Here is a 22693-nt window from a genome sequence, read left to right as displayed (position 1 = left end):
CACCGAGCCCCGGCCAGAGCGCCGGGGTTTTTCGTTCCGGCCCGGCCGAACCCGGCGCCGGGGCTTTGCGTTTCACCGTGCCTGAGACAGGGAGGCAGCCATGACCCTTCATGCAAGCGCCGCCGCGCTATCGCTCGTTCTCGCCGGCGTCGCCGATCCGGTGAGCTTCATCGAGGTCGACGCGGACAGCGACGGCGCGGTGACCCACGCCGAACTGCTCGCCGTCGCCCCCGACGTCACCGAAGCCCAGTACGCGCTTTACGATGCGGACGGGAACGGAAGCTACGACCCGCCCGAATTCGACACCTGGCTCGCAGCCTATTCCGGCCGGCGCAATGACGAGCCCGGCGGCGGCGAGGGTGACGACCCGCCGCGCTGACGCGCCTCTTTCGCGACAAGGCCGCTTCGCCTATACGCCCGGGCTGCACAGATGAGCGGCCGAGAAGGGCGAGGACATGGGTTTCAAATGCGGCATCGTCGGACTTCCCAACGTGGGCAAGTCCACCCTGTTCAACGCGCTGACCCAGACCGCTGCGGCCCAGGCGGCGAACTATCCGTTCTGCACGATCGAGCCGAATGTCGGCGAAGTGGCCGTGCCCGAACCCCGGCTCGACAAGCTCGCCGAGATCGCCAAGTCGGCCAATGTCGTGCCCGCGCGGATGAACTTCGTCGACATCGCAGGTCTTGTGAAAGGCGCGAGCCAGGGCGAGGGCCTGGGAAACCAGTTCCTGGCCAATATCCGCGAAACCGACGCTGTGCTCTACGTGCTGCGCTGCTTTGAAGACGGTGACGTCACCCACGTGGCCGGCAAGGTCGACCCACTCGCCGATTTCGAGACCGTCGAGACCGAGCTGATGCTCGCCGACATGGAGAGCCTGGAAAAGCGGCGCTCCAATCTCGAGAAGAAGGCCAAGACCGGCGACAAGGAAGCCAAGGCGACCCTCGAACTCGTCGACATCGCTCTCGCCGAGCTTCAGGAGGGCCGCCCCGCCCGCCGCGCGGACATTCCTGCGGACCGCCGCCGCGAATGGCGCATGCTGCAGCTTCTGACCGCCAAGCCGGTGATGTTCGTGGCCAATGTCGATGAAGACAGCGCCGCGACCGGCAACGCCATGTCCGAAGCGGTGCAGAAGCGCGCCGCCGAGGAAGGCGCCGCCTGCGTGGTGATCAGCGCGAAGATCGAGGCCGAACTGGCTTTGCTCGAGCCCGAAGAGCGCGAAGAATACCTCCAGGAACTCGGTCTTGAGGAACCCGGCCTCAACCGGCTGATCCACGCCGGCTACCAGCTGCTCGACCTTCAGACCTATTTCACCGCCGGCCCCAAGGAGGCCCGCGCCTGGACCATCCGCCGCGGCTGGACCGCGCCGAAAGCCGCCGGGGTCATTCACGGCGATTTCGAACGCGGCTTCATCCGCGCCGAAACCATCGCCTTTGAAGACTATGTCGCCGCAGGCGGAGAGTCGGGCGCGCGCGAAGCGGGCAAGCTGCGCCAGGAAGGCAAGGAGTACGTCGTGCAGGACGGCGACGTGATGCTGTTCAAGTTCAACGTCTGAGCATCTGTTCCACCTCGGCCCGGTCGCGCTCGAAATAGTGCTCGTCCGGGGCGAGATAGATCACCAGATCGAGCCGGCCGTCCTGCACCCGCGACCAGGCCAGTCCTGAAATCGCCAGCGCGTCGGGCCGGCGGGCGGCGAGGCGGCGCACCGTCCAGTCTTCGTCCGTCTCGCGTTTGGTGATCTCCAGACCCTGATAGTCGAGCCGTTCGATCGAGCCGGTCAGGAACGTATCGATCCCCGCCTCTCCGGCAGCCGGATCAAAGCGCGGCGGGTGATCAAAGCCCGGCGTGAAGAGCGTTCCGCCGGGCCGTAGCTCCGAGACCAGGATCACACGGTTCAGAAAGAGCCCGTCTCGGGTGAGCTGCGCGGTGGCGAGGTCGCCGTCGGCGGCCGCCCCGATCCGGCTCCAGCGCGATTGCAACGCGAGCGAATACCGCCCCGCATCGTAGAGCCCCGGCCCGTACACGCCCGTACCGGCGCAGCCGGCGAGCACGAGCACGAGGGCGAGAACGATCAGGCGGATCATGTGACCGGCCGTCCTAAGCGCCGGCGGCGGCGGGGCCGCGGCTCGGGGTTCAGCCAGGCCTTGCCGAGAAGCCCCCTGACATGCCGCGCCGCTTTCCTCGGATCGCGGATGTCGCGGTCGCGGCGCGATCCGGCCCAGACGATCCGGCCGTCTTCGAGCGCGACGATCGCCACGATGAGTTCGCGCCTGAGCGGCTCGCGCCGCACGCCGAAGCTGGCCGCGCCGAAATACTCTCCGACCCGCTGCATGCCGGCGGGCCAGTCGCCGGTCACGGCGATGAGGACGGCGGTGGGCGCGGCGTGCCGGTCCATCAGCCCCGCGCCGCCCGGCCCGATCGAGAACGGCCCGGAGAGACCTCTGGTGGGCGGATTGCGCCCGCCGTGTTCGTCCCGGTCGCTTCCGAGCGCGGCGCGCGAGACCTCCGCGCCGAGCCTGACGAGCCGCCAGGTCTGATCGAGATCGTCATCGGAATCGAGGAAGACCGGCGTGCGGCCGCGCCGGTCGAGCATGCGCGCGGTCTGCGCGATGAGCACGGGGCGCAGCACCTCGCTCCAGTCGCGCCGCAGATCGAAGCGCCCGCCCATCACGCGCTGCCCCAGCATGGTGTGCGGGGGCAGGATCAGCACGCGACGTTCGGGCGGCGCGCCCCGGCCCGAGCGATAGGTCGCACCGCCCGCGCAGCCGCCCAGCACGGGCGCCGCCATCGCCAGCCCCGCCATCGAGGCGAGCAGTCTTCGCCGTGTCGCAGCCCCCGGGCCCATGCTCGCTCCTTACGCGATCACAGGCTCACGTTATAGCGCTATACGCGAACCGCAAGGCTCAGACCTTGCGCTCCTTGGACTGGCGCATCTCGTCGCGGATCTGCGCGTAGGACAGGAGCGCGAACAGCGCGGTGCCGCCGATCATGTTGCCGAGCAGCGCGGGCAGGATGAAGCCGAACAGGCCGTTGAACGGGCTGATTTCACCGGCCAGCACCATCATGCCGGCCTCTACCGAACCCACGATGACGTGCGCGAACTCGCCCAGGCCCACCATATAGATCAGCGTGACGACAATGTAGAACTCGCCGCCTTTCGAGGCGGGCAGCATCCACACCATCGCCGCGACCAGGAACCCCGCGGGCACGCCGAGCGCCAGCGTCTCCCAGAAGCCAGGCTCCATGGCCTTGCGGGAAACCTCCATAAGTCCGGCCAGATGGTCGGGCTTGAGCACGGGCAGGAAGGTGAGCACCGTCGCGGCCAACCCCGCCCCGACCATGTTCGCTGAGAACACGATCACGTAGAGCCGCATCACGCGGTAAAGGTTCGTGTTGTTGAAGTTCGCGACCAGCGGCAGGATCGCGGCGATCGTGTTCTCGGTGAACAGCTGAAGCCGTCCGAACACCACGATCACGAACCCGGTCACATAACCGAACGGCGTGATCAGGCTAGCCGCCACGCCGGGCTCCATGATCGCGGTCAAAATGCCGGTGATGATCAGCGAGAACGACAGCGCAAAGCCCGCCGCCACCCCTGACCACCACAGCGATGCGGAGGGACGGTACATCTCCTCCGCGCCCTCGCGGCGGACGGTTTCGAACACCATGAGCGCGCTCGGGCGGACCCGGTCGCTCACCGCGCGCTCGGCCTGCCAGCCTTCGACGGTGGAGGTGTTTTTCGGGTCGGCGTTTTCTTCCTCCGCCTTGCGGCGGTCGGTCTCGTTCTCAGCCATGAACGGCCTTCTGCTGTTTCGGAAATAACCGGAATTATACGCCTGCGGAGCGCTCGGGGTTCCGCCGCAAGGGCGCCTGTTCGGACGGTCCGGAGCGCGGTAAAAGCGCGGCCATGAACTATCGCCACGCCTTCCATGCCGGCAATTTCGCCGACGTGCTCAAGCACGCGGTGCTCGCCCTGTGCCTAGAGCACCTTAAGAAAAAGCCCAAACCCTTCCGCTATCTCGACACCCATGCAGGGATCGGCGCCTATGACCTCGCTGCACGCGAGGCCGAGCGCAGCCCCGAATGGCGCGAGGGGATCGCCCGGGTGATCGAGGCGGACAAGCCTGAAGCCGCCGCCAAAGCGCTCGAACCGCTGCTCGACGTCCTGACCGCGATGAACCCGTCCGGGCTGAAAACCTACCCCGGCTCGCCGGAGATCGCGGCACAGCTGCTGCGCGAAGCCGACCGGCTGACACTGTTCGAGCTTCACCGCGAGGATTCGCGCACGCTCGACAGGCGTTATGCCCGGGACGGGCGGGTGAAGGTGCGCGACGAGGACGGTTATGCGGGCCTGAAATCCGTGCTGCCGCCGAAGGAGAAGCGCGGCCTCGCCCTGATCGACCCGCCTTTCGAGCATCGCGACGAGATGGCTTTCATGGCCCAGGCCGCGTTCGACGCGCTGAGCGTCTGGCCCACCGGCACGTTCATTTTCTGGCGGCCCCTCAAGGATCTCTGGGCCGCCGAACGATTTGACGTCGGTCTCGCCGAATGGCTGATCGAGGAGAAGGGCTTCGAGCCTGAAAAGATCCTGCGCGCCGATCTGTGGGTTCGAGAGCTCGGGACCGAGGGCAAGCTCGCAGGCGCTGGCGTGGTGGTGATCAATCCCCCCTTCACGCTGGAAGCCGACCTGCTCGCCTTGCTGCCGTGGCTCTCTGAAACCCTGGCCCAGAGCGAGGGCGCGGGCTGGCGGCTGGACGGCGCGATCGCAGAAGACAGCCTGCCGGTCGACGCGTTCTAGTCTGCGACCGCGGGCTCGGCGTCCTCGGCCTCCCCTGCGCCGAACAGCCGTCCGCGTTCAGCGACGAAGACCACCGCCAGGGCGAGCGCGCCCATCACCAGAAAGCCCATGAGCAGCGGCGTGACCGTGCCGTCATAGGTCTGCCCGATCAGCGATCCGAGCACAGCGCCGGACATCGACGTCACCGCTCCGTACAGCGCTGCGGCCGTGCCGGCGCGGTCTCCCGCCGGCTCCATGACGAGGGCGGAGAAGTTCGCGCCCATCATCGCGAACAGCATCAGCGCGGCGGACAGAAGCACGTAATAGATCCAGAACGGCGGCGCGCCGTCGCTGGCCAGCGAGACCGCGAGATGGATCGCGTTCAGCGCCACGAACCCGACCAGGGCCGCGTGGGAGATCCGCCGCATCCCCAGCCGCCTGACGATGCGCGCGTTGACGATGTTGATCGCAGCGAGCCCCAGCGCCACAGAGCCGAAGGCCAGCGCGAACCATTCCTCCAGCCCGTACAGCTCCTGCAGGATCTGCTCGGCGGTCGCGATGAAGGCGAAGAGCGCGCCGAAGATCAGCGCCGCAGCGATGATGTAGCCCGCCGACTGGCGGTGGCTGGCGGCGAGCAGATAGTTGCGCGCGGCGGACTTCGCGCCGAGCACGACGCGGCGCTCGGGCTGCAGCGTCTCGGGCAGGCGGATGAACATCCAGACCGCCAGCGCGCCGGCGAGCACCAGCAGCACCTCGAAGATCGCGCCCCAGCCGCCGATCGCCATCACGCCCTGACCGATCCCCGGCGCGAGAATCGGCGCGACCATGAAGACCGTCATCGCAAAGCTCATGATCTCGGCCATGCGCCGGCCCGAGACGAGGTCGCGCACGAGCGCGACGGCGATCACACGCGTCGCCGCTGCAGAGACGCCCTGAAGCGCGCGCGCGGCGATCATCCATTCGATGTTCGGCGCAAGCAGGCACAGCGCGGTCGAGGCGAGATAGGCGACGAGCGCGCCCAGCACGACCACGCGCCGGCCGAGCGCGTCCGACAGCGGGCCGAAGGCGAGCTGGGCGAGGCCGAAGCCGAACACGTAGGCGGTGATGATCAATTGCCGGTCGTTGCCCGGCGCGCCCAGCGCCTCGCCGATCTCTCCCAGCGCGGGCAGGAAAATATCGATCGATAATGCGTTGAGACCCATGAGCGCGCCGACCATGGCGATCAGCTCGACCGTGGTCAGGGCCGGCCGTTTGGGATCAGGCGTCGCAAGCTTCAAAAAAGGACTCCGGCTTCGAAATCGCACGGCGCAAGCTAGACCGGCCGGGCCGGAGTTCGACCCGCCGGGCGAGCGAGACGCCGCACAATGACTGGGTTCAGCCTGAAAGGAAAACAGGCATGAAAAATATTTTGGCCTTCATCGGTCTGATCGCGGTGGTCGCCGGCGGCGCATACTTTTACGCAGCCAATGAAGGCGGCGGCGACCCGTGCGCGGCGCGTGCTGAGATGTTCGCAGACCAGGTTCCGCCCGCGCTCGATATCGTGGCCGCGGAGTACCCGCTGCGGGTCGGCGTCGTGCGCAACATGCTCAATGACGGCGGGCGGCTCGACGACATGCTGCGCGACGAGGCGGCCGGACTGATCGGCGGCGAGGACGCCACCGCGCTCGAATGCGCCTACGGGTATTACGGCATCTGGCTGTTCCGCGATCAGGTCCGCCAGGACATCGCCGACGAGATCGAGGCGAGCCTGGGGCTCGGCCGGTGATGCCTGCTCAGTACTCGGGCTCTGCGTCCCAGGGCCAGCCGGGCGGGTAGTCGCCGGGAACCGAGCCGGGGAAGTCCGGCGCGCGCTTTTCGAGAAAACTCGTCACGCCCTCCATGGCGTCTCCGTGTATGCCGCGATGTAAAATCGCTCTGCTTTCAAGGCGATGAGCCTCCATCGGATGGCTCGCCCCGAGCATGCGCCAGAGCAGGCGCCGGTTCATCGCCACCGAGACCGGCGCAGCGCCGGCGGTGAGCGCGTGCGCGCGTTCGATCGCCCGGTCGAGCACGGCTTCGGGCGTGTCGCAAAGCTCTGAAACGAGGCCTTTTTCAAGCGCTTCCTCGGCCAGGAAGGTCCGGCCCGACAGACCCCAGTCGAGTGCGGCCTCCACCCCGACGATCCGGGGCAGGAACCAGCTGGCGCAGCCGTCCCAGGCGATGCCGCGCTTTGTGAAGGGATAGGCGTATTTCGCGCCCTTAAGGCCCACGCGGGCGTCCATGGGCAGGATCATGGTCGCGCCGATACCCACTGCGGCGCCGTTTATCGCGGCGACCACCGGCTTCGTGCTGTCGAAGATTCTGAGGTTCAGAAGACCGCCGAAATCGCGCCATTGCGGATCGGTGTCGTCGAGCGCGCCCTCGGCTTTGGCGTTCGCGACCGCGTTGAACGTCTCCGCCCCGACGCTGAGATCGGCGCCCGCGCAGAACGCCCGGCCAGCGCCGGTCACCACCACCGCCTTCACCTCACCGGCGGCGTCGGTCCGGTCGAACGCCTCGGCGATCTCTTCGCCCATCTGTTTGGTGAAGGCGTTCATGTGATCGGGCCGGTTGAGCGTGATCAGACCGATCCCGTCCGTGATGTCGAGCTTGATGGTGTCCAAGGCGGCCTCCCCGGCGTTTTCTGTCGTGTTCAGCGCAGTTTAGGCGCTGAGACGCGCCTCGCCAGCCCGAAACGAAAAACGGCCGGCCCGAAAGGGCCGGCCGTTCGCAGGTCGGCGGTGGGGGCCGCCTATTTGTTCGGCTGCGGCGTGGTGCGCAGGTAGGGCTTGATCTTGGTGTAGCCCTTGGGGAAGAGCTTGTCGGCGTCTTCGTCCGACAGGCTGGGGACCACGATCACGTCCTCGCCGTCGCGCCAGTTCACCGGGGTGGCCACCTTGTAGCCGTCGGTGAGCTGCAGGGAGTCGAGAAGGCGCAGCACCTCGTCGAAATTCCGGCCCGCGCTGGGCGGGTAGGTGAAGGTGGCGCGGATCTTCTTCTTGGGGTCGATGATGTAGACCGCCCGCACGGTGACCTTGGGGTCGGCGTTCGGGTGGATCATGTAGTAAAGCGCGGAAACTTCGCGGCTTTCATCAGCGATGATCGGGAAGTTCATCGAGACGTTCTGGGTCTCCTCGATGTCGCCGATCCACTTCTTGTGATCCTCGACCGGGTCCACCGACAGCGCGATGGCTTTCGCGCCGCGCTTTGCGAACTCGTCCTTGAGCTTGGCGGTGTACCCGAGCTCGGTGGTGCACACCGGGGTGAAGTCGGCCGGGTGGGAGAAGAAGATCACCCAGTCCTCGCCGATCCACTCGTGGAACTTGATTTTACCTTCGGTCGTCTCCGCCTCGAAGTCCGGAGCGACGTCGCCGAGCAGCAGGGCCATGGAATTTTCCTCCGATTGAGCGTTTGCGGGGGGCGTCGAACGCCGCTTTACTTGGACGTGAAGCCCGCGCCGCGCAACCCTGTGCGGCGCTCACGAGCGCGTGACGGGCGCGCCCGCCGCCAGACGAGGACGACCGCCGTGCCCAGACTGATCGTGATGCGCCACGCCAAGGCGGTCGACCGGCTCGAAGCCGAAGACGATTTCGAACGCGGCCTGACCGAGCGCGGCCGGGAGGACGCCGCCCGCGCCGCAGCGGCGATGAAGAGCGCCGGGCTCACCGCCGATCAGGCGCTGGTCAGCCCCGCCCGCCGCACGCGGGAGACCTGGGCGGTGGTCTCCGAAACGCTGGGCGCGCCGCCGGTGCACGATCCGATGGCGCTCTATCACGCCTCCACCGAGATGCTCGAACGGGCGGCCAGCGAGCTGATCGCGCGCGGCGCCCAGACCGTCGCGGTCATCGGCCACAACCCCGGCATCGGCGGCCTAGCCCACTCCCTCGCCGCCTCGGCACAGGCCGCGACCGGCATGCCGCGCGGCTGGCCGACGAGTTCGGTCGGCGTGTTCGACGTCGCCCTGAAAGACGGTGCGCTGACGGCCTCGGCCCGCGTATTGCTGTTCGATCCCAAGGCCGGCTGAACCCGGTCTGATCGGAGTTTTCCACAACTGATTCGCTTTTCAGGCGCGTTTTTGCTTTTCTTTCCCCGGATGGGGGAGAAGCGCGATGACGCTCGCCTGGATCGGGGACGATCATGACGAGGCGCGGCCGAGCGAGGCCGAGGCCGCGTTCGGCCTGCGTGACAGGCGCCCCAAAGCCAGCGCAGGCGCGCCGCTCGCCCCGCCGCTGCGCCTGATCGCAGGCCCGCTGACGTTTCTGTTCGGACTGATGATGTTCGCGCCCGGGGCGAGTTTGGCGATCGCGCTCGGCCTCGTCGGCCTTCTGGTCGCCGGCGTCGCCGTCCTCAGGTTCTGCGGGGCAGTACTGAGACCCGCCTACGCCGAAAGAACACCCCTCGCCGATGCGGACCTGCCCCGCGCGAGCGTGATCGTCGCGCTGCACAAGGAGGCGGAGGTGTGCGCCGGCCTCGTCGCCGCGCTCTCCCGGCTCGATTATCCGGCCGGCGAGCTCGAGATCCTGCTCGCGCTCGAACATCACGACTTCGACACGATCGCAGCGGCCAGGGCGGCCGCGCGGCGCGGCGGGGTGAAGGTGCTGGTGCTCGGTCCGTGCGGGCCGACGACCAAGCCCCGCGCACTGAATTTCGCGCTTCAGGCTGCGAGCGGCGAAATCGTCGCGGTGTATGACGCCGAGGACGCGCCTTCCGCCGGACAGCTGCGCGCCGCCGCCGAAGCCTTCGCCGCCGACCCAGGCCTGGGCGCGGTTCAGGCGCCGCTGAACTGGTACAATGCGAACGACAATGCGCTGACCCGCCAGTTCGCGCTGGAATACGCCGCCCAGTTCGACGCGCTTCTGCCCGCCTACGCCCGGCTGGGCCTTCCCCTGCCGCTGGGCGGGACGAGCAATGTGTTCCGCCGCACCGCGCTGGAGGACGCAGGCGGCTGGGATCCGTTCAACGTCACCGAGGACGCCGATCTGGGCTTTCGCCTCGCCCGCCATGGCTGGCGATGCGGGCTAATCGAACCGCGCACCCTGGAAGAAGCGCCGGTCACGCTGAAAGCCTGGACCGGTCAGCGCAGCCGATGGCTGAAGGGTCATCTCGTCACCTGGCTGGTGCATATGCGCGATCCCCGCGGACTGGCTCAGCAGGCGGGCTTGCGCGCCCTCGCGGGACTTCAGCTCAGCCTGCTCGCCAACGTGCTGTTCGCCGGGCTTTTCGCGCCGGGCCTTGTTCTGCTGGCGTTTTCGATCACCCTCGCGCTCACCGGGACCGCCGGTTTTGCGGCGATGTGCGGGCTCTGCCTCGCCGGCGCGGCGTACGCCGCCGCCTTCGCCTGCACGGTGCAGGGCGCACGGCGGGCGGGCGTGAAGGCGGGCCTTCTCGATTACGCGGCAATGCCCGTCTACTGGCTCGCGCAGGGTCCGGCGCTTCTCAGAGCCTTGCGCGAAATGCCGGGGCGCTCCTATGTCTGGGTGAAGACCCGGCACGGGGTCTCACGAACCCGGCGGGAGGCGCCCGATGCCGCTATGGACGACATTGCTGCTGATGGCGCTGGCCGCAGGCCTGTTCGCCCTGTCGGCCTGGCGCAGCGGGCGTCCGTCCGACCCGCTTCGGCCGCGCTACATTCCCTGGACGATGATCATGCTGGTGTGCGGCGTCTTCTTCCTGACGCTGCTGACCCATCTGTTCAGCCTGTTCGGGCTTGAGCCGAGAAACCGGATGATGCCCGTCTGAGCCCTATATCGGCGAACCGAAAAACACGCTCCAGACCGCCCAGACGAACAGCGCCACGAAGATCACGACGACGGCGATCGAGCCCCAGCGCCGCAGCGCCTTGGGCTGGTTCTTCCACCAGCGCGTGATGTCGTCGCCGAAGAAATAGACCAGGAGCCCGATCGCTCCGTAGCGCAGCGACCGGCCGCCGGCCACCGCGATCACGAAGGCCCAGACCGGAAGCTTGGCCGCACCTGCGGCGAAGGCGGCGGCCTGGATCGGGATCGGCGCGAGCACGGCGAGGAACACCGCCCAGGCGCCCCATTCGTCGATCCATGTTCGCGAGCGATCGAACCCGGCCTCGAGCCCGGGTCTGGACATCAGATAGGTCTCGATCGCTTCGAACGCGGCCCGGCCGCCGAAATAGAGCGCTATAGCCCCGGCGATCGAGCCCAGCGTGGCGATGATCACCACCTCCACCGTGGCCCGCTTGCCCTTGAGCATGTAGGCGATCATCGGAAACTCGATGGGCCAGGGAAAGACGGTGGACTCCAGCACCGAGCCCAGAAACAGGAAGGGCAGCGCCCAGCGCCCGCGCGCCGCGTCGTCGAGCTTGTCGGAGGCGCGCTTCATCTTGCCGCGCCGGTCGCCGGAGGCCGCCTTGTCTGTCATGGCGTCTTAAACGGCTGAGACGGCAGAGAGTCGCGTACGCCCGCAGCGAAACGCAGCGCGGCGGCTCAGGCCGCCTCTATCGAGCTGCAGGCGATCACCCCCGTCCGTCGAATGCGGAGCATGCGCTGAAGCAGCGCGTCGCCCGGCATGGCGCTGAAATCAACATGGCGAGGCTCTGACAGGGGCAGGGTCGACTGGTCGCTGAACGCCACCGCCCAATCTGGAAACACCCGTCTGTCCGCCTCTTCGGCGAGTACGATTTCGAATCCGGTATGGCGGCGATCGTTTGCGATACGCATGACCGTCCGGTTCACCGTCGGACGCGAGCCTTCCAGCACCTGGACAAACCAGTCGCTGTCGATCGCCAGCAATCCGGTCACCGCTTCGAGAGGGTTACGGCGAAGGCCGGCCTCGGCGATCCGGCGCAACTCGCCGTCCAGGACCGGCGGGCGAATCTCGAAAGTGGGCCGGCTCACATAGATCAGTCGCGTCAGAAACATCACGCAGCCCTGATCTTGGCCAGCAGTCCGTCGAGTTGGGCACGCAGCTGACCGGACCGTGAGCGGACCGTCTCGGCTGCGTCGCCGACCGATGCCGCAGCCTCGGCGCCGCCCCGTGTCCGAGCGTCCAGCGACGCAGCGGCTTCTGCGGCGGACTGGTTGCCGTGCGCGGCGTCCTCTGCGGAGCGCGTGATTTCCTGGATGGAGGCGGACTGCTCTTCCACAGCCGCTTCAATGGCCAGCGCCGAACCGCTGACCGCATCGACGACGGTCCGAATTTCACCGATGGCGTCGACCGCGAAGCGCGACGCATCCTGCATGGCCGAAATCTTCTGCGATATCTGCTCAGTGGCGCGCGCAGTCTGATCGGCGAGTTGCTTGACTTCGTCAGCCACCACCGCAAAGCCCTTGCCCGCTTCGCCGGCCCGCGCGGCCTCGATCGTCGCATTGAGCGCGAGCAGGTTGGTCTGCTCGGCGACCCGTTCGATCAAGGCGATCACGGCGCCGATCTCACCAGAGGCTTCGCTCAGCTCTCCGATCGTGCGCGAAGCGGACTCGACCTTGCCGACGGCGTCCCCGAGCTTGGCGCTCTGGCTCGCGGTCTGGCCGGAGATCTCCTTGCTCGCGGCGCCCAGCTGGCTTGACGCGGCCGCGACCGACCGGACGCTGGCGGCCGCTTCTTCAGACCCGGCCGCAGCGCTGCTCGCCGCTTCGACGGTATGGCTCATCGCTTCGGTTACAGCCCTTGCGGCCAGATCCAGCGTTTCGGCGGCCGCGGCGAGCGCATCAGCGGTTTCGCCGACATTCGCTTCGATCTCGTCAGCCGTCTCGGCGCGCTCAGCCGCCGCGCGGCGATCGCGGGCCTCGAGATAGGCGGTGACCGCCATCTCCATGTCCAGAACGAACAGACGCACGAGGGTTTCGGCCGCCGCAGCCGCGCGATCCGCCCGGCCCGGCGCAGCCATACCCCCCACGCCGGCCTTAACGGCAGCATGAACCAGCCCGGCGGCGACCCGAGCGTAAGCGCCCATATACCATTGCGGTTCTAGCCCGAGACCGGCATGCATCAGGCCGATCCGAGCCGCATCGGCGGCCCGCGCGCGGTCAAATCCGTCGTCGAGCACAGCGGACCAGTGCCGCTCCATCGCGCCCCGGGCGCGTCCGATCGTGTCGCCGTCGGAAAAGAAGCCGCTTGTATGCGGCGTCGCGCGGATTTCGCGATAGAGCGAGTCCAGCAGATCGGGCATGGCCCGGCCCAGCGCTTCACGGACAACTGCGATCTGAGGCGCGGGCCCCTCCGCCGCCTCGATGAATGCGAGCCTTTCGGCCCAGTCGGTCCCGGTCATGGCCCCTCCTCCCTGGATTAGGTCATGCGACCAGATGCCGCGTCGCGCAGTTAACAGGACCTTTCCAGCTCAGAACCGCTAGCGCATTGAATTATTGCATTCATTCTACGCGACCTCCTGGGCGGGTTCCCGCCCGCGCAGGCGCAAGCCGCCGCCCCATCCGCGCTCGAAGCGTGCGAATTCCTCCGCATCAATTGCGACCGCAGTGCCGTGCAAAAACCAGTCACCGGCCTCATCGCGGACCGGAACAAATACAGTATGCCACCGCTCAGTCGCTTCGCCCGCGCCTTGGGTCCAGAGCACGTCCACGCTGGAGACTTCACCCCGGAATACGCCGAGCTCGACGAGTTTCTTGAGATGGGCCGGCGCGTCGGCGCCGAGATCCCCGCGCAACGGCGCGCCGACCGCCTGTTCGCTCCATGGCGGGCCGAGCCGGCGGGCGGGTTCGCTGGCCGCTTCCAGCACGATTGCGCCGTCGCGAAGGCCGAGCAGGAAGCAGATGGCCGGGGACACGGCGACCAGGGTCCTGCACCGGGAGAAAAGCGGCTCGTTCTCAGGCCGGCTGAACAGGCGCTCGAGCCGGGCGCGCAGGGCCGGCGCAGGCGTGAGCGTTCCGCTCTCCAGACGCGAGACCGTCGACTGGCTGACCAGCAAGAGGTCGGCCAGCGCATCCTGCTTGAGTTTCACCCGTTCGCGGAATTCCCGCACCTGCCGCGCCCAGTCCATGTGTCGCCCCTTTCCGCCTTAGACGGCGACGCAAGCTAGGCGGCCATACCCGGAAGGAAAGTACGGTTATGCAGCTAGCGCGCAGATTGAACGCATTTTTTCAGTCATCGCCGTTCACCTTGCGCTCGGCGATCTCGTGCCATTCCTTGGAAGCCATGGCGTAAAGGAAAGTGGCCGACCAGGTCAGCACCATGAAGCCCAGAAGGCTCTGGCCCGCCGCGATCAACCGCATCGGTCCTTCCGCCACGAACGGCGCATAGCCCAGCGTGGTGAACATCGAGGCGGAAAAATAGATGTAGTCCATCGGCGCGCCGCCGAAGCTGGGCGAGAAACTGTCCGGCCAGAGCGCAGTGGTCAGGATCCCGTAGACGCCCGCGAACGCGAGGATCTCGATGAAATGGACCAGCGCCATGCCGCCGAAGATCGCCATGGGCCGGAGCTCGTGGGTGTGGATCCAGGACGGAATCATCCGCATCAGCAGCGCCAGGCTGTAATGGTGGAATATCCCAAGCCCCGCCATCAGGGCGAACAAGATCACGAAAACCATGGGCGCTCCTGCGCTGCGGCTCGGCTGTGCCTACGCGCGCGCTCCGGCCTCGGTTGCGCCCCGCGCTGAGACCTGTGGGGTGCGCGCCTCGCTTTGGTGGCCTGCGACTAAAAAATTCCCAGGCGAAGCGCTTCGCAAGACTTCGTTAACCGAAGCCGCATGACGGTGTTCAGTATATACGGTCACCGAACACGATCATGGTGAAGTCATGACGAGCCACAGCGCTTTCGCCTATCGCGAGCCCGCCGCCCTCAGCGCCCTTCTGGGGCTGGACTGGCGATTGCGCGGGGTGCTGACCGACGCCGAACTCGGCGCGGCGCTGGCCGAGGCGCCCGCCGCGCCGACGCTGCGCCAGCTGCAGCGGCTGGGCCTTGTGAAGGCCGAGCACGGCGTCAGGCCCCAGGGCGGGCGGATGCGGCTGTGGTCGCTGGAGGCGGCGCTGCGCATGGAGATCGCGCTGAGCCTGGCCGCACTGACCGGCGTCAGCCTGACCCGGGCGGCGCGGGCGGTGAGCGACCGGCTCGAAACCGTCGACAGGATCGCCAGCGAAGTCGTCGAGACCGGCTGCTGCGAAACCGCGGCCAGCGACGTGCGCGAAGGCGACCTGACCCGGGCGCTCGACGAGGACGAGGCGCTCGAGCGCTTCGCCCGCAACGCCGTCTGCGACTTCCTCAGCCGCAACCGGTTCAAGGACGCCGCCCGGCCCGCCTTCCTGCTCTGAGCTCGCCGCGGCACCCGTAAATGCACGGGCGCGATTGCAATCGCGCGCAAAACCGGCTCGCATGTCGCCGACCTGAATTAAGGAAGGCGAGGAGCACTCATGAGCGACATCCGCTTCGACGGGCGAACCGCGATCGTGACCGGCGCAGGCGCCGGGCTCGGCCGCTCTCACGCGCTGGAGCTGGCGCGCCGCGGCGCGAAGGTGGTGGTCAACGATCTGGGCGGAGCGGTCGACGGCACGGGCGGGTCCTCCGCCGCCGCCGAAAACGTCGTCGCCGAGATCAAGGCGGCCGGCGGAGAGGCGATCGCCCACGGCGCCAATGTCGCAAAGCCTGACGAGGTCGCCGACATGGTCGAGACCGCGATCGGGACGTTCGGCAAGGTCGACATCCTGGTCAACAACGCCGGCATCCTGCGCGACAAGAGCTTCTCGAAGATGGGGCTCGACGATTTCCGCGCGGTGCTGGAGGTCCACCTCATGGGCTCGGTGATCTGCACCAAGGCGGTGTGGGAGCACATGAAGGAGAACAATTACGGCCGCATCGCCATGACGAGCTCGAGCTCGGGGATCTACGGCAATTTCGGCCAGTCCAATTACGGCGCGGCGAAGATGGGCCTGGTGGGGCTGATGAACGTGCTCCACCTGGAAGGCCGCAAGTACGACATCCGGGTCAACACGCTGTCGCCGACCGCCTACACCCGCATGACCGAAGGGCTGATCCCGCCCGAGGCCGGCGAGCTGATGACGCCTGAAAGCGTCACCGCCGGTCTGATCCCGCTGGTCGCCGAGGACGCGCCGAACCGTCTGATCCTGTGCGCCGGCGCGGGCGGTTACGCGGCCACGAAAATTTACGAGACGCCGGGGATCTACCTCGAGCCGGAAAAGCAGACCGCCGAGAACGTCATGGCCGCGCTTGGAAAGATCACCGACGCGGGCGGCCAAGACGAATACACCGAAGGCGGCTCGCAGACCTTCAAATTCCTCAAGGCCGCCGCCGACCATCACGGCGTGAAGATCGGCTGACCCCCTCTACCCCCTCGTTTTCAAAGGAGTTTCACCCATGCGTGAAGCCGTCATCGTCTCCACCGCGCGCACCCCGATCGGCAAGGCCTATCGCGGCGCGTTCAACGACACCCAGGCCCAGGCGCTGGGCGGTCACGCGATTCTGCACGCCGTCGAGCGCGCGAAGATCGACCCCGCCGAGATCGAGGACGTGGTCATCGGCGCGGCCATGCAGCAGGGCTCGACCTTCCAGAACGTCGCGCGCCAGGCCGCGATCCGGGCGGGCCTGCCCACCGGCGTAGCGGGCATGAGCGTGGACCGCCAATGCGCCTCGGGCATGATGGCGATCGCCATCGCGGCCAAGCAGATCATCTCCGACGGCATGACTGTGACCGTGGGCGGCGGGCTCGAGTCGATCTCCCTGGTGCAGAACGAGCACATGAACCTGCACAAGGCGTTCGATCCCTGGATCAACGAGCACCGGCCCGACCTTTACATGTCGATGCTTGAGACCGCCGAGATCGTCGCCGAACGCTACGGCGTCAGCCGCGAGGCGCAGGACGAGTACGCCCTGCAGTCCCAGCAGCGCACCGCCGCAGCCCAGAAGGCGGGCAAGTTCGACGACGAGATCGTCCCCCTGCCCTCGACCATGCTGGTGAAGGACAAGGCCACAGGCGAAATCTCCAAAAAGGAGGTCACGCTGGAAAAAGACGAGGGCAACCGGCCCGAGACCACGCTGGAGAACCTGCAGGGCCTCAACCCGGTCTTCGCCAACGGCATGACGGTGAAGGAAGGCAAATTCATCACCGCAGGCAACGCCTCACAGCTGTCCGACGGCGCCTCGGCGAGCGTTCTGATGGAGCGCAAGGAAGCCGAAAAGCGCGGTCTCGAACCGCTCGGCGCCTATCGGGGGATAGCGGTGGCCGGTCTCGATCCTGACGAGATGGGTATCGGGCCGATCTATGCGGTGCCGAAACTGCTGAAAGCCAACGGGCTGACCATGGACGATATCGGCCTGTGGGAGCTCAACGAGGCCTTCGCGGTGCAGGTGCTCTACTGCCGCGACAAGCTCGGCATCCCCAGCGAGAACCTGAACGTCAACGGCGGCGCGATCTCGGTCGGCCACCCTTACGGGATGAGCGGGGCGCGCATGGTCGGCCACGCCCTGATCGAAGGCAAACGCCGCGGCGCGAAATACGTCGTCTGCACGATGTGCGTGGGCGGCGGCATGGGCGCGGCCGGCCTGTTCGAGGTTCTGTAGGAGCCGAGCCGCCGACCCTGCTTCCCTCTGCTCTATGGGGAGGGAAGCGCGCGTCGGCATTCTCTGAAGCGTGTGAGCCGCCAGCCGAACCACAACTCCCTCCCCTTGATGGGGAGGGTCCGGCCGAAGGGCGGGGGTGGGGTGAGCGCCGGTGCGCGCAGCGCATCAATCGATCCGGTGGATCGATTGAAGGCGGCGAACGGGCCGGCAGGCCCCGGACGGGATCGTCGAGCGCCGAGACTTACAGACGCTGGCGCTCCCCCCACCCGACCCGAGGCTTCGCCTCGGCCCACCCTCCCCACAGAGGGGGAGGGAATTTCCTGTCGGCGCCCGCCTTCCACTTTCCCAAGAGCGCCAAAAGAGCGCCAGGTCTTGAAGGGGCCCGCCTACTCCACCCGCTTCGTGCAGGGTCCGGCGGAGGACACGCTCGTGCCCGCCGCGTGGGCTTCGCAGGTGTTGGGATAGGTCTGCCCGTCGCAGCCGCAGACCGGGCGGTATTCGCGGGTGCAGGCCTGGGGCGGGACCGCGCAGACGCCGGTCATGTCGGCTGCGCCGCACATGCCTTCGGCCGGGATCCGGCAGAAGCTCTCGCCGGCCTCCGCGCCTTCGCAGCGCAGCCCCATCATGCCGCCGCAGACCTGCCCTAGGCCCACGGTCTGGCCGGGCTTCAGCGGCGGGGGATTGTCGGAAGGACCGCCCGCGTCAGGCGCGGCGCAGGCGCCGAGGATCAGCGCGGCGAACATCCCGAGGACAAAGGCGGACAGGCGGGCCGTGGTCGGATTCATCATCAAAAAAGGCTCCAACAGCATCAGAAAACGGGCTTACGTGGTCAAACCGGTCACAAACGCGTATCACGCGGCAAATCTCCCGTCTTCAGCCGAGAAATCCGACCGCATTCATGGCTCTCCGTCTCGCCTTCATGGGCACCCCCGAATTCGCCGCCGCCTCGCTGGCCGAGATCGTCGGCGCCGGTCACGAGGTCGTCCGGGTCTACTCCCAGCCGCCGCGCCGGCGCGGCCGCGGCCAGCAGAAGACCAAGACCCCCGTCCACCAGCTGGCCGAGCAGTTCGGGCTGGAGGTTCAGACCCCCGCCAGCTTCCGCGACGCCGCCGTGCTCGACGACTTCGAGGCGCTGGACCTCGATGCGGCCTGCGTCGTCGCCTACGGCCAGATCCTGCCCGCCAGAGCGCTCGCCGCGCCGCGGCTGGGGTGTCTGAACCTTCACGCCTCGCTGCTGCCGCGCTGGCGCGGGGCGGCGCCGATCCAGCGCGCGATCATGGCCGGCGACGAGGTCACCGGCGTGCAGATCATGCAGATGGAGGAGGGCCTGGACACCGGTCCGGTCCTGATGAGCGAGATCGTCCCGATCGCCGAGACCGACACCGCCGCGAGCCTGCACGACAGGCTGATGGGCACGGGCGCCCTGCTCTGGCCGCGCACGCTGGCCGCGCTCGAACGCGGCTCGCTGGAAGCCCGCCCCCAGTCCGAAGACGAGGTGACCTACGCCAAAAAGATCACCCCGGCCGAAGCGCGCATCGACTGGAGCCGGCCGGCGCGCGAGGTGGCCGACCATATCCGCGGCCTGTCCCCTTTCCCCGGCGCGTATTTCGAGCTGCACGGCGACAGGCCTGTGCGGGTGAAGGTCCATTTCGCCAGCCCTGAACCGGGTGAAGGCGAGCCCGGCGAAGCGCTCGACGACCGGCTCCTGATCGCCTGCGGGCGCGGGGCGGTGCGCCTCAGCCGGCTGCAGCGCGAGGGCCGCGGGGTGATGGAGGCGCGCGAGTTCCTGAACGGGACTTCCGTGCCGGCGGGCGCGGTGCTCGGCTGACCGGTTCGCGGGAAAGTTATCCCGCCCCTGTCCCACTCGCGGAAAAGTCGTGCTAGCCTCCCCTTCCTGACGTTTGCGGGAGGACGCCCATGCGCGTGGTCAGCCATCGCCTGCTCGACGAGAACGGAAAGCCGGTCAGCTATGAGGAGAGCCCGAACCGATCGGGCGTCATCACGCCGCGCTTTCTGGTGATCCACTACACCGCCGGGCGCAGCCTTCAGAGCACGGTGAACTGGTTTCAGAACAAGCAGGCCAAGGCCTCGGCGCACCTGGTCATCGGCCGCAAGGGCGAGATCGTCCAGATGGTCCCGTTCAACCGCAAGGCCTGGCATGCGGGCCGGTCGAGCTGGGGCGAGGCGACCGGGCTCAACAATTGCTCGATCGGCATCGAGCTCGACAACGCCGGCGAGCTTTCAAAGACCGAAGGCGGGGAGTGGCGCGCCTGGTTCGGGGAGACCTACAAGGACAAGGAGGTCCTCGTCGCCCCTCACCGCCTCGACCCGCCCGGTTCAGGCCCGTCGGGCTGGCACGTCTTCACGCCCGAACAGCTCGACGCCCTGCACGCAGCCGCTGCGGCGCTGCACGAGAAATACGGCTTCGAAGCCGTGCTCGGCCATGACGACATCGCCCCGAACCGCAAGCGCGACCCCGGCCCCGCCTTCCCCATGTCCGCCCTGCGCGGCCGGCTCTACGGCCGCGCCGAAGACGAGGCGGACGAAGGCGGGCCGGAGGACTGCCCGGCCTGCGGCAAGCCGGTGGGGTGAGCGCCGGACGCTGCAACACCGGGAACGTCGGAACATAAAACGCCAACGCAACTCCCTCCCCTTGATGGGGAGGGTCCGCCCGAAGGCCGGGGGTGGGGGTGAGCGCCGGTGCGCGCAGCGCATCAATCGATCCGGGGGATCGATTGAAGGCGGCGAACGGGCCGGCAGGCCCCGGAGGATCGTAGAGCGCCTAAATCTGCAGACGCTGGCGCTCCCCCACCCGTCTCGGCGCTTCGTGCCGATCCACCCTCCCCACAGGGGGGGGGAGGGAGTAAGGCTCAGCGCTATCGGAAACGTCAGAAGGCAAAGCTCCAACCTAACTCCCTCTCCTCAATGGGGAGGGTCCGGCCGGAGGCCGGGGGTGGGGTGAGGGGCGTAGAGCGCCTTACTCTGAAAACTCAGCGCTCCCCCACCCGTCGACCGCAGACCGGGCGGGGGCCTGGAGGATGCGCCCTGCCCCGAACCCTAGACGCCCTTCCTGACGAACACCGCCGCGAGTTCCAGATGCCCGGTCCATTTGAACTGGTCGACGGGCAGAATCGGGCCGGCGAGGCGATAGCCGCCCTCGATCAGGATCGCGGCGTCGCGGGCGAAGGTGGCGGGGTTGCAGCTGATCGAGCAGACGACCGGCACGGCGCTGTCCGACAGCCGCTCCATCTGGGCTTTCGCGCCGGCGCGGGGCGGGTCGAGCACGACGAGGCCCGCGCCTTCGAGCTCCTTCACGCTGAGCGGTTCACGGGCGAGATCACGGACCCTGGCGTCGACGGGTTTGAGCCCCGGCGTGCGGTTCGCCGCCGATCGCAGCGCCTCTAGCGGGCCCGCCTCGCCCTCAACCGCCGTGACCTTGCAGATCCGGGCGAGCCTGAGCGCGAACGCGCCTGAGCCCGCGTAAAGATCGACGGCGCGGTCGAGCTTGCCGGGCACGAGCCCGGCGGCCTTCATCACGACGGCGGCGAGCGCGGCTTCGCCCGCTTCGGTGGCCTGAAGGAATCCGCCGGGCGGCGGGGTGACCTTCACGTCGCCGAAGCTGACGGTGGGTGGGTTGGTCTCGATCACCGGCTCGCGGTTCACCGTCACGCGCGACCAGCCGTGCTTCGCGGCCGCTGCGGCGATGGTTTCGCGCAAGGCCAGTTCGATCTTGCGCACGCCGCCGATCGAGATGTCGAGCCCCGGCGAACAATCGGCCACCGCCAGGTCGATCGCCCCCTCGCCGGGCAGGGCGGCTTCTGCGACCTGTCTTAGGGCCGGCACGGCGCTGCGGATGGCGGGCGTGGCGACCGGGCAGTCGTGAAGATCGGCGATGCGGTCGCCGGCGCGCTCGTGAAAGCCGAAGACGAATTTCCGGCCGATCCGCGCGGCGTGGAAGGTCAGCCGCCGGCGGCCCTGGCCGTGCGCGTCGAGCAGCGGGGCGAGCTCGGCTGAGATCCCGGCGCTTTCGAGCGCGGTCTCCGCAAGGCCGCGCTTCCAGCGCTGATAGGCCGTCTCCTCGAAATGCTGAAGCGCGCAGCCCCCGCACGTGCCCGCCACCGGGCAGAAGGGCGCGACCCGGTCCTCGCTGGTGGTGAGCCGTTCGATCACCCGGCCCCGCTCGCCGCGGATTTCAAGGCTCGCCTCTTCGCCGGGCAGGAGCCCCGGCGCATAGACCGGACCGTCAAGCACCGCGTCGCCGCGCGCGCCGATCTCGCGGGCGGTCAGCGTGGCTGTGCGGGCGGGCGGGGCTTTGGGTTTGCGGCGTGAGGACATGGCGCTGGCGATGGGCCCGCGGGGCCGCCGGTGTCAAGCCTGAACCGGCTGTTCATGTGAGCGTCATTTACCGGACTTTAGCGTTGGTTAATCTGCCGGAGCACCGTGGTCCGGCGCAGACGGAAGGCCGAGCCGATGAATATTCGAGCGCTCGCAGCAGCCGTTCTGGTCTCGGGCCTGATGTGTGGTCCCGGCCTGATCTTCGCCCCTGGCGCCGAGGCTGCGGCGTATGTAGACCCCGAGGACCGTGATCGGGAGGCCGCCGAGCGCGCGGTCGCGCGGTTCATGGGCGGCGACCGCGACGACCGCCGCGATCGCCGCGCGGACCGCCGCGGCGACAGGCGGGACGATCGCGCGGACCGCCGCGACCACAGGCGCGACCACCGCGCCGATCGTCGTGATCATCGCCGTGACCATGACGCCAGGCACCGCGACCACAGACGGGACGCGCGTCACGACCGCCGCCATGACCGGCGCGAATACCGCCGCGATCGGCGCGACGACCGGTGGGACCGGCGCTACGACCGCCGTCATCGCCATTACGATCGCTATGACCGTCGTCACCATCGCTACGGATCGCATCGCAACTGGCGGTATCACGACCGGTACTACAACCACTACGCCCGGCATGATTTCCGCTACGACAACCGCTTCTGCCGCACCGACGGCGACGCGGTGATCGCCGGCGCGCTGATCGGCGCGATCCTGGGCGGTGTGGCCGGCGACGGGGACGGCGGCGCGGCGCTGGCCGGCGGGCTTCTGGGCGCAGGTCTCGGCGCGTCGGTGAACGATTGCGACCGCGGCCAGTACCGCTACGCGGTGCACAACGCGTTCACCAATGACCGGCCGTATTACTGGCACAACCCGTATTCGGGCGTGCGCGGCGTGGTCTATGCGCGGGATTATCACAACTGGAACCGGCGGCAGTGCCGCTGGGGCGATGCGGAGATCTTCCTGCCGAACGGACGGGTGGTCTACGACCGGGTCCGGATGTGCCGTGACCGCTACGGACGCTGGGAAGTCGCCCGGCGGCAATAGCCCCTCCCCTGCTGACGAGACGCCCGGCCCGAGC

Annotated in this window: 25 protein-coding genes; 12 read left to right on the top strand and 13 right to left on the bottom strand. The window is 68.1% G+C overall.

The window, feature by feature from the left end; all coding sequences use genetic code 11:
* Nucleotides 1-100: 100 nt before the first annotated feature.
* Together ABL308_08775 and ychF are read left to right on the top strand one after the other, a co-directional pair.
* Complete coding sequence (locus ABL308_08775) at nt 101-379, top strand: hypothetical protein (protein XBQ15053.1); 279 nt, start codon at nt 101-103, stop codon at nt 377-379.
* Between the two features lie 76 nt (nt 380-455).
* Entirely contained in the window at nt 456-1553 is a 1098-nt protein-coding gene (ychF, locus tag ABL308_08770; GenBank protein ID XBQ15052.1) for a redox-regulated ATPase YchF, read from the top strand.
* Here ychF and ABL308_08765 read toward each other — a convergent pair.
* Genes ABL308_08765 through ABL308_08755 form a run of 3 tightly spaced genes read right to left on the bottom strand, consistent with a single transcriptional unit; the run spans nt 1543 to nt 3792 of the window.
* On the bottom strand, nt 1543-2082 hold the full coding sequence (locus tag ABL308_08765) for a hypothetical protein (protein XBQ15051.1): 540 nt from the start codon (nt 2080-2082) through the stop codon (nt 1543-1545). The genes ychF and ABL308_08765 overlap by 11 nt on opposite strands.
* A complete protein-coding gene (locus ABL308_08760) occupies nt 2079-2843 on the bottom strand; it encodes a hypothetical protein (GenBank protein XBQ15050.1) in 765 nt (254 codons plus the stop codon). The genes ABL308_08765 and ABL308_08760 overlap by 4 nt, the downstream gene beginning before the upstream one ends.
* 58 nt (nt 2844-2901) lie before the next feature.
* A complete protein-coding gene (locus ABL308_08755) occupies nt 2902-3792 on the bottom strand; it encodes a formate/nitrite transporter family protein (GenBank protein XBQ15049.1) in 891 nt (296 codons plus the stop codon).
* A gap of 113 nt (nt 3793-3905) precedes the next feature.
* Between ABL308_08755 and rlmJ the strand changes: the two genes are divergently transcribed.
* Nucleotides 3906-4796 (top strand): 23S rRNA (adenine(2030)-N(6))-methyltransferase RlmJ, encoded by an 891-nt coding sequence (rlmJ, locus tag ABL308_08750; protein XBQ15048.1) that lies wholly within the window; start codon nt 3906-3908, stop codon nt 4794-4796.
* On the opposite strand, the gene ABL308_08745 is transcribed toward rlmJ, so the two are convergent.
* On the bottom strand, nt 4793-6052 hold the full coding sequence (locus tag ABL308_08745; GenBank protein ID XBQ15047.1) for a multidrug effflux MFS transporter: 1260 nt from the start codon (nt 6050-6052) through the stop codon (nt 4793-4795). The genes rlmJ and ABL308_08745 overlap by 4 nt on opposite strands.
* Before the next feature lie 119 nt (nt 6053-6171).
* On the opposite strand from ABL308_08745, the gene ABL308_08740 reads away from it, so the two are divergent.
* On the top strand, nt 6172-6540 hold the full coding sequence (locus ABL308_08740) for a hypothetical protein (protein XBQ15046.1): 369 nt from the start codon (nt 6172-6174) through the stop codon (nt 6538-6540).
* Between the two features lie 7 nt (nt 6541-6547).
* Here the strand turns inward: ABL308_08740 and ABL308_08735 are convergent, their stop codons facing one another.
* Nucleotides 6548-7417 (bottom strand): enoyl-CoA hydratase-related protein, encoded by an 870-nt coding sequence (locus ABL308_08735; GenBank protein XBQ15045.1) that lies wholly within the window; start codon nt 7415-7417, stop codon nt 6548-6550.
* 128 nt (nt 7418-7545) lie between these two features.
* Nucleotides 7546-8181, bottom strand: a complete 636-nt coding sequence (locus tag ABL308_08730) for a peroxiredoxin (GenBank protein XBQ15044.1) — start codon at nt 8179-8181, stop codon at nt 7546-7548.
* A gap of 138 nt (nt 8182-8319) precedes the next feature.
* On the opposite strand from ABL308_08730, the gene ABL308_08725 reads away from it, so the two are divergent.
* Together ABL308_08725 and ABL308_08720 are read left to right on the top strand one after the other, a co-directional pair.
* On the top strand, nt 8320-8817 hold the full coding sequence (locus ABL308_08725; GenBank protein XBQ15043.1) for a histidine phosphatase family protein: 498 nt from the start codon (nt 8320-8322) through the stop codon (nt 8815-8817).
* An 85-nt stretch (nt 8818-8902) separates the two neighbouring features.
* Complete coding sequence (locus ABL308_08720) at nt 8903-10504, top strand: glycosyltransferase (protein ID XBQ15042.1); 1602 nt, start codon at nt 8903-8905, stop codon at nt 10502-10504.
* Nucleotides 10505-10535: 31 nt separating this feature from the next.
* Here the strand turns inward: ABL308_08720 and ABL308_08715 are convergent, their stop codons facing one another.
* The 5 genes from ABL308_08715 to ABL308_08695 form a co-directional block, all read right to left on the bottom strand.
* Entirely contained in the window at nt 10536-11183 is a 648-nt protein-coding gene (locus ABL308_08715; protein XBQ15041.1) for a VTT domain-containing protein, read from the bottom strand.
* 65 nt (nt 11184-11248) lie between these two features.
* A complete protein-coding gene (locus ABL308_08710; GenBank protein ID XBQ15040.1) occupies nt 11249-11683 on the bottom strand; it encodes a BLUF domain-containing protein in 435 nt (144 codons plus the stop codon).
* Nucleotides 11683-13029 (bottom strand): globin-coupled sensor protein, encoded by a 1347-nt coding sequence (locus ABL308_08705; protein ID XBQ15039.1) that lies wholly within the window; start codon nt 13027-13029, stop codon nt 11683-11685. Before ABL308_08705 ends, ABL308_08710 begins: the two co-directional genes overlap by 1 nt.
* A gap of 105 nt (nt 13030-13134) precedes the next feature.
* On the bottom strand, nt 13135-13755 hold the full coding sequence (locus tag ABL308_08700) for a helix-turn-helix transcriptional regulator (protein XBQ15038.1): 621 nt from the start codon (nt 13753-13755) through the stop codon (nt 13135-13137).
* Nucleotides 13756-13855: 100 nt separating this feature from the next.
* Complete coding sequence (locus ABL308_08695; GenBank protein XBQ15037.1) at nt 13856-14302, bottom strand: ion channel; 447 nt, start codon at nt 14300-14302, stop codon at nt 13856-13858.
* Between the two features lie 208 nt (nt 14303-14510).
* Between ABL308_08695 and ABL308_08690 the strand changes: the two genes are divergently transcribed.
* From ABL308_08690 to ABL308_08680, 3 genes are all read left to right on the top strand, one after another.
* Complete coding sequence (locus tag ABL308_08690) at nt 14511-15023, top strand: hypothetical protein (protein ID XBQ15036.1); 513 nt, start codon at nt 14511-14513, stop codon at nt 15021-15023.
* Between the two features lie 99 nt (nt 15024-15122).
* Nucleotides 15123-16046 (top strand): SDR family NAD(P)-dependent oxidoreductase, encoded by a 924-nt coding sequence (locus ABL308_08685; protein XBQ15035.1) that lies wholly within the window; start codon nt 15123-15125, stop codon nt 16044-16046.
* 37 nt (nt 16047-16083) lie between these two features.
* Entirely contained in the window at nt 16084-17286 is a 1203-nt protein-coding gene (locus ABL308_08680) for an acetyl-CoA C-acyltransferase (GenBank protein ID XBQ15034.1), read from the top strand.
* A 386-nt stretch (nt 17287-17672) separates the two neighbouring features.
* Here ABL308_08680 and ABL308_08675 read toward each other — a convergent pair whose 3' ends face one another.
* Nucleotides 17673-18074: a Kazal-type serine protease inhibitor family protein gene (locus tag ABL308_08675; GenBank protein ID XBQ15033.1), complete on the bottom strand. Its 402-nt coding sequence runs from the start codon at nt 18072-18074 to the stop codon at nt 17673-17675.
* A 110-nt stretch (nt 18075-18184) separates the two neighbouring features.
* Here ABL308_08675 and fmt point away from each other — a divergent pair, with 110 nt between their 5' ends.
* Nucleotides 18185-19114: a methionyl-tRNA formyltransferase gene (gene fmt, locus ABL308_08670; protein ID XBQ15032.1), complete on the top strand. Its 930-nt coding sequence runs from the start codon at nt 18185-18187 to the stop codon at nt 19112-19114.
* An 89-nt stretch (nt 19115-19203) separates the two neighbouring features.
* Nucleotides 19204-19878 carry an N-acetylmuramoyl-L-alanine amidase gene (locus tag ABL308_08665; protein XBQ15031.1) on the top strand — a complete coding sequence of 225 codons (675 nt, stop codon included), beginning with the start codon at nt 19204-19206 and terminating at the stop codon, nt 19876-19878.
* A 465-nt stretch (nt 19879-20343) separates the two neighbouring features.
* Here the strand turns inward: ABL308_08665 and ABL308_08660 are convergent, their stop codons facing one another.
* A complete protein-coding gene (locus ABL308_08660) occupies nt 20344-21621 on the bottom strand; it encodes a class I SAM-dependent RNA methyltransferase (GenBank protein ID XBQ15030.1) in 1278 nt (425 codons plus the stop codon).
* 135 nt (nt 21622-21756) lie between these two features.
* Between ABL308_08660 and ABL308_08655 the strand changes: the two genes are divergently transcribed.
* Nucleotides 21757-22659: a hypothetical protein gene (locus tag ABL308_08655; GenBank protein ID XBQ15029.1), complete on the top strand. Its 903-nt coding sequence runs from the start codon at nt 21757-21759 to the stop codon at nt 22657-22659.
* The last annotated feature ends 34 nt before the right edge of the window (nt 22660-22693 follow it).

This window comes from Oceanicaulis sp., from assembly GCA_040112665.1.
GTDB lineage: Bacteria > Pseudomonadota > Alphaproteobacteria > Caulobacterales > Maricaulaceae > Oceanicaulis.
The sequence above is the reverse complement of the archived record's forward strand: the minus strand, read 5'-3'. Positions and strand labels throughout refer to the sequence as shown.

Bases quoted from the DNA above. Each gene is read 5' to 3' on its own strand.
- ABL308_08705 (XBQ15039.1), bottom strand. From the start codon at position 13,029: ATGACCGGGACCGACTGGGCCGAAAGGCTCGCATTCATCGAGGCGGCG.
- ABL308_08720 (XBQ15042.1), top strand. From the start codon at position 8,903: ATGACGCTCGCCTGGATCGGGGACGATCATGACGAGGCGCGGCCGAGC.
- ABL308_08660 (XBQ15030.1), bottom strand. From the start codon at position 21,621: ATGTCCTCACGCCGCAAACCCAAAGCCCCGCCCGCCCGCACAGCCACG.
- ABL308_08755 (XBQ15049.1), bottom strand. From the start codon at position 3,792: ATGGCTGAGAACGAGACCGACCGCCGCAAGGCGGAGGAAGAAAACGCC.
- ABL308_08710 (XBQ15040.1), bottom strand. From the start codon at position 11,683: ATGTTTCTGACGCGACTGATCTATGTGAGCCGGCCCACTTTCGAGATT.
- ABL308_08760 (XBQ15050.1), bottom strand. From the start codon at position 2,843: ATGGGCCCGGGGGCTGCGACACGGCGAAGACTGCTCGCCTCGATGGCG.
- ABL308_08680 (XBQ15034.1), top strand. From the start codon at position 16,084: ATGCGTGAAGCCGTCATCGTCTCCACCGCGCGCACCCCGATCGGCAAG.
- rlmJ (XBQ15048.1), top strand. From the start codon at position 3,906: ATGAACTATCGCCACGCCTTCCATGCCGGCAATTTCGCCGACGTGCTC.
- fmt (XBQ15032.1), top strand. From the start codon at position 18,185: ATGGCTCTCCGTCTCGCCTTCATGGGCACCCCCGAATTCGCCGCCGCC.
- ABL308_08765 (XBQ15051.1), bottom strand. From the start codon at position 2,082: ATGATCCGCCTGATCGTTCTCGCCCTCGTGCTCGTGCTCGCCGGCTGC.
- ABL308_08695 (XBQ15037.1), bottom strand. From the start codon at position 14,302: ATGGTTTTCGTGATCTTGTTCGCCCTGATGGCGGGGCTTGGGATATTC.
- ABL308_08655 (XBQ15029.1), top strand. From the start codon at position 21,757: ATGAATATTCGAGCGCTCGCAGCAGCCGTTCTGGTCTCGGGCCTGATG.
- ABL308_08775 (XBQ15053.1), top strand. From the start codon at position 101: ATGACCCTTCATGCAAGCGCCGCCGCGCTATCGCTCGTTCTCGCCGGC.
- ABL308_08675 (XBQ15033.1), bottom strand. From the start codon at position 18,074: ATGATGAATCCGACCACGGCCCGCCTGTCCGCCTTTGTCCTCGGGATG.
- ABL308_08700 (XBQ15038.1), bottom strand. From the start codon at position 13,755: ATGGACTGGGCGCGGCAGGTGCGGGAATTCCGCGAACGGGTGAAACTC.
- ABL308_08665 (XBQ15031.1), top strand. From the start codon at position 19,204: ATGCGCGTGGTCAGCCATCGCCTGCTCGACGAGAACGGAAAGCCGGTC.
- ABL308_08740 (XBQ15046.1), top strand. From the start codon at position 6,172: ATGAAAAATATTTTGGCCTTCATCGGTCTGATCGCGGTGGTCGCCGGC.
- ychF (XBQ15052.1), top strand. From the start codon at position 456: ATGGGTTTCAAATGCGGCATCGTCGGACTTCCCAACGTGGGCAAGTCC.
- ABL308_08715 (XBQ15041.1), bottom strand. From the start codon at position 11,183: ATGACAGACAAGGCGGCCTCCGGCGACCGGCGCGGCAAGATGAAGCGC.
- ABL308_08690 (XBQ15036.1), top strand. From the start codon at position 14,511: ATGACGAGCCACAGCGCTTTCGCCTATCGCGAGCCCGCCGCCCTCAGC.
- ABL308_08730 (XBQ15044.1), bottom strand. From the start codon at position 8,181: ATGGCCCTGCTGCTCGGCGACGTCGCTCCGGACTTCGAGGCGGAGACG.
- ABL308_08685 (XBQ15035.1), top strand. From the start codon at position 15,123: ATGAGCGACATCCGCTTCGACGGGCGAACCGCGATCGTGACCGGCGCA.